The following is a 4,259-nucleotide window of genomic DNA, read 5'->3' on the forward strand; positions in this document are numbered from 1 at the left end:
CTCAGTTGCACTCAATTTAATAAATCCTCAACATTTAAGAAACTGGTTTGCTAGTTGCTGCTACTGTACCTCATAAGAGCCGTAAATGCTGTAATTGTGTTGCACAAAATAGCCAGCCTTAATTCTGGGGAACCACTTGTTTCCACAATCTCAGCGTTACTTAAATTAGCGTTTGTGAGATTTGTCTCCTCTAAACTGCTATTAACTATCTCTGCATTTTCTAGATTTGCGCCTTCTAGATTTGCACCTTCTAAACTGCTTTCCAAGATTTTACAGTTTGTTAATTTTGCCCTTTTTAAGCTGGCATATTGAAAATTGCACTCAGTTAAATCGGCATTACTCAAATCTGCTTCATCTAGCATTACATAACGTAGATTTGCTCCCTCTAAATCAACTCCTTTAAGAATAGTTCGTTGAAGATTAGCCCCATGTAACTCGGCATTTCTTAAATTAGAGTTGCTTAAATTAGCCTCGCTCAAGTTGATACCTATTAAATTGGCATTCTTTAAACTAATGCCAATAAAATTTCTTTCCCCAGAGGCATACTGTTTGAGTAATTCTTTAATATCCATGACTCCAATAAAGCGCTTATTAATACCACTAAAAGTATCTCCTTACAAAAGAGATACTGCCACTATTACTGTTATTGCTGTGTTATCTACACAATAAGCAACCATATTTTTACAAATCCAGCCAGATTGCTAGAGTCATTATAGTACAAGCGTACTCAATTTTGGCATCAGAGATTGTGAGGAGTTACAAAGTCTTCTACACTGACTGAAATATGTTTTAACTCTCTCTGTTAGGCTCCTCATGACGGACAACGATTCTGAATACATCAGGCAAGATGAAGCCACTCGTGTGCGTGTACTAAGCGAAGCACTACCTTATATTCAACAATTCGCCGGTCGCACTGTTGTTGTCAAATATGGCGGCGCAGCGATGAAAGATAGCGCACTCAAAGACAAAGTTATCCGCGACATTGTATTCTTATCCTGCGTCGGCTTGCGTCCGATTGTAGTCCACGGCGGTGGCCCAGAAATTAACAGTTGGTTAGATAAGCTGGGAATCGAACCACAATTTAAAAATGGTCTGCGAGTCACTGATGCCGCCACAATGGATGTGGTGGAAATGGTTTTAGTTGGTCGAGTTAATAAAGAAATTGTCGCGCTAATTAACCAAGCTGGTGGATTGGCTGTCGGACTTTGCGGTAAAGACGGTAATCTATTTACAGCCCGTCCCCAAGGTCAAGAAGGCATCGGCTTTGTGGGGGAAGTCAGCAATGTGAATATCAAGATTTTAGATACCCTGGCTAGCAATGGCTATATTCCGGTAGTTTCTAGCGTCGCCGCAGATGAGACGGGGCAAGCTTATAACATTAACGCCGATACTGTAGCCGGAGAAATAGCCGCAGCATTAGGAGCAGAAAAGTTAATTTTACTGACCGACACCAGTGGAATTTTAAAAGATTACAAAGACCAATCTACTTTGATTCCAAAAGTAGATATTCGCGAAGCCCGCGAGTTGATTGCTAATGGTATAGTCAGTGGTGGAATGATTCCCAAAGTAAGTTGTTGTGTGCGATCGCTTGCTCAAGGAGTCCGTGCCGCACACATCATTGATGGTCGCATTCCTCACGCCCTATTACTAGAAATCTTTACCGATGTTGGGATCGGGACGATGATTCTCGGTTCGCAGTTTACGTCGTAGAGGCAGGGGAGGCTGGGAAAATGATTTGTAACTGTAATTTTGGGTAAATTAAAACTCGTTTTTTACTTGTGGACGAGTCTTTAATATTAACCTCCTCTGCCCCTCTGCCCCCCTGCTTCCTAGCGGGGATAGGTAATAATAACCCGCGATCGCCCGCCGCTAAATGGTGTACGACGCCATGAATTATTGATAATTACTGGATTAACTAGGGTTGAGTCTTGAATTATGGGATTAATCGGGGTGAAATTTCTGATGTTTTGCCTTACCTGGGGATAGGAATAATCGCGGTAATGATTGCGTTGTATCATTAGTCCCGTTGTTGGGTCTACAGGCATAGGTGTGGGAATCGGACTACCATAAATAAAGGAACCTACAGAATGCGATCGCCTGACTCCATAACCACCATCATTTACGAACACGCGCTGGGCAGAATGCGATCGCCTGACTCCATAACCACCATCAATCACGATCGCACGCTGGGCCGAAGCTGGAGCAACGCTTACACCCATCACTGCTAAAGTCATACCTGCTAAGAGCCAATTCAGTTGTGAATGCTTGATTTTCAACATAATTTTGCTCACCTGCATTTGATACCGGAATTTTTAATCAGAAAATAGTCGCAGCTACTTACTTAAAATTTTAGAAGTTTATCCACTTTCAGATTGCCAGCTTTTGAAAAGATTCCAAAAAGATTGCTGGCATTGGCAAAATGAAAATAGTGCTAATTTTTGTATAAGACGTGAGTACAGAAAGTTTAGAAATTGCTAAAACCCGCTACCAGACTGGGAAAGTTGCCTTTGAGAATGGGCAATACCGTGAAGCCGTAGAAAATTTAGAAAAGGCCAGCGCTCTGTTAGCTCGTAATTCTCGTCTTGGGGGCGAAGTAGAAATTCATCTAGTAACAGCTTATGAAGCGGCTGGACGCACGGATGATGCGATCGCTCTTTGCGAAAGACTCAAACGCCATGCCCATTTTGAAATCAGCAAACAAGCGCGGCAGATGCTTTATATATTAAAAGCACCAAAGCTGAAAAGACCAAGCGAATGGATGACCGAAATCCCCGATTTGGGTGCATTAGCCGATAATGAACTCAAAATTTTTGTACCTGCTAAGTCTCCAAAATCTTCTGGGGAGCAAAAGCCTAAACCTGCCGAGCCAGAATTTGTTGACCTCAGTCAGGTCAATACCAGAGATAATCGCTTTATCTGGGTGGCGCTAATTGCCATTGGTTTAACCATCTCGTACTTGGTTTGGTTGAATTTTTCAGGAACTCCTGGCTAATACCAATTTTGGATTTTAGATTTGGGATTTTGGATTAAATTCTTTACCAAAACGGTGTTCCAAAAATCTCAAACAATACTAAAAAGTCAAGATTGGTTAAAACGTTTGACTTTTGGGAGGCTTATAGTTATGAATTCTTCAAGTTTAGGAAAAATTTTCTTGTGGTTCATTAGACCATTTAGTTCTGTATTGACACTGAATGGTCGAAATCGAATGAACCGCATCTTTCCCATGCGAAATCCGATTCTGTGGCTAGTGCTGTTAACATCCTTGCTACTGACTGGCTGTGTTAAATACGATGTAGGGCTTAACTTTGATAATTCAAATAGTGGCGAACTAGTACAGCATATTAAATTGGGAGAGCGGTTAACTAGTTTTAGTGGCGATTCTGTGTACGAATGGTTAAAGAGCATAGAACGCCGCGCCCGTCAACTTAAGGGTAAAACACAGCGGGTTTCCCAAGAAGAAATTATCGTCACAATTCCTTTTAGCAATGGTAGGGAATTGCAAGAGAAGTTCAACGAATTCTTTAACTCCCATACAAATCAACCCTCTGAGTCTGTGCAGAGCGAATCTAATTCAGAACTGCCGAAAATTGAATCAAACGTCCTCTTGGAGCAGAATAATTTTTTACTTTTAGTCCGAAATCGGTTAATTTATGATTTGGATTTGCGATCGCTCTCTTTAATTGCCAGCAAAGGTAATGTACTAGCTAATGCTGGTTCAATTCTCGATTTGGAATTTAGCTTGAAGACTCCTTGGGGAGCCAAAAATATTCAACTAACTGAAACTGCAATTGAGCCAGAAAAAAATGGCAATCGATTAGTGTGGAAACTCCAGCCTGGTGAGCTAAACCACATAGAAGCTGTTTTCTGGCTTCCTAGTCCCCTTGGTATAGGTGGGTTGTTAATTATCCTGTTTGTTTCGGGAGGATTGTACTTGAGATACAATTTCATGCCAGATCCTAGAGTTCAGTTTCCTCCCAAAGCAGCAGCAATCCAGGAACAGTAGACTATTCATTTGTTGAATATTGTTAGCGAAGCCGATGCATTTTCCATCGGCTTTTCTACCTTTTCTCCAGCTTTTTGTAAAAATGAGTCATAGCGAATTAGCCAAAGAAATTGTTCGTGTTTCCTATTTGAAAGGCGAGTTTCGGTTACGTTCTGGTCAGATATAGCAATCCGGAATCATTCATGAGAAAATACTGAGAGAACTTAAAAGTAACGTTTGGAACTAAGGTGCAGGCGTGGTGATGTGGATGCAATTA

General features: G+C 41.3%; 5 protein-coding genes. 3 read left to right on the plus strand and 2 right to left on the minus strand.

What is annotated here, in order from left to right:
* Positions 1–50 precede the first annotated feature (50 nt).
* Positions 51–572 carry a pentapeptide repeat-containing protein gene (locus V7K44_RS15400; protein WP_334932824.1) on the minus strand — a complete coding sequence of 174 codons (522 nt, stop codon included), beginning with the start codon at positions 570–572 and terminating at the stop codon, positions 51–53.
* A 241-nt stretch (positions 573–813) separates the two neighbouring features.
* Here V7K44_RS15400 and argB point away from each other — a divergent pair, with 241 nt between their 5' ends.
* Positions 814–1,710 (plus strand): acetylglutamate kinase, encoded by an 897-nt coding sequence (argB, locus tag V7K44_RS15405; protein WP_334813284.1) that lies wholly within the window; start codon positions 814–816, stop codon positions 1,708–1,710.
* 119 nt (positions 1,711–1,829) lie between these two features.
* Here argB and V7K44_RS15410 read toward each other — a convergent pair whose 3' ends face one another.
* The gene (locus tag V7K44_RS15410; protein WP_334932826.1) at positions 1,830–2,279 is read right to left on the minus strand and encodes a hypothetical protein; all 450 of its coding nucleotides are present in this window, start codon (positions 2,277–2,279) and stop codon (positions 1,830–1,832) included.
* Between the two features lie 170 nt (positions 2,280–2,449).
* Between V7K44_RS15410 and V7K44_RS15415 the strand changes: the two genes are divergently transcribed.
* Both V7K44_RS15415 and V7K44_RS15420 read left to right on the plus strand, forming a co-directional pair.
* Entirely contained in the window at positions 2,450–2,992 is a 543-nt protein-coding gene (locus tag V7K44_RS15415) for a tetratricopeptide repeat protein (protein ID WP_334932828.1), read from the plus strand.
* 129 nt (positions 2,993–3,121) lie between these two features.
* A complete protein-coding gene (locus tag V7K44_RS15420) occupies positions 3,122–4,003 on the plus strand; it encodes a DUF3153 domain-containing protein (RefSeq protein ID WP_334932830.1) in 882 nt (293 codons plus the stop codon).
* The last annotated feature ends 256 nt before the right edge of the window (positions 4,004–4,259 follow it).

The sequence above is a fragment of the Nostoc sp. genome (assembly GCF_036917235.1).
Taxonomy (GTDB): Bacteria; Cyanobacteriota; Cyanobacteriia; order Cyanobacteriales; family Nostocaceae; genus Nostoc.

Bases quoted from the DNA above. Each gene is read 5' to 3' on its own strand.
- V7K44_RS15420 (WP_334932830.1), top strand. From the start codon at position 3,122: ATGAATTCTTCAAGTTTAGGAAAAATTTTCTTGTGGTTCATTAGACCA.
- V7K44_RS15400 (WP_334932824.1), bottom strand. From the start codon at position 572: ATGGATATTAAAGAATTACTCAAACAGTATGCCTCTGGGGAAAGAAAT.
- argB (WP_334813284.1), top strand. From the start codon at position 814: ATGACGGACAACGATTCTGAATACATCAGGCAAGATGAAGCCACTCGT.
- V7K44_RS15410 (WP_334932826.1), bottom strand. From the start codon at position 2,279: ATGTTGAAAATCAAGCATTCACAACTGAATTGGCTCTTAGCAGGTATG.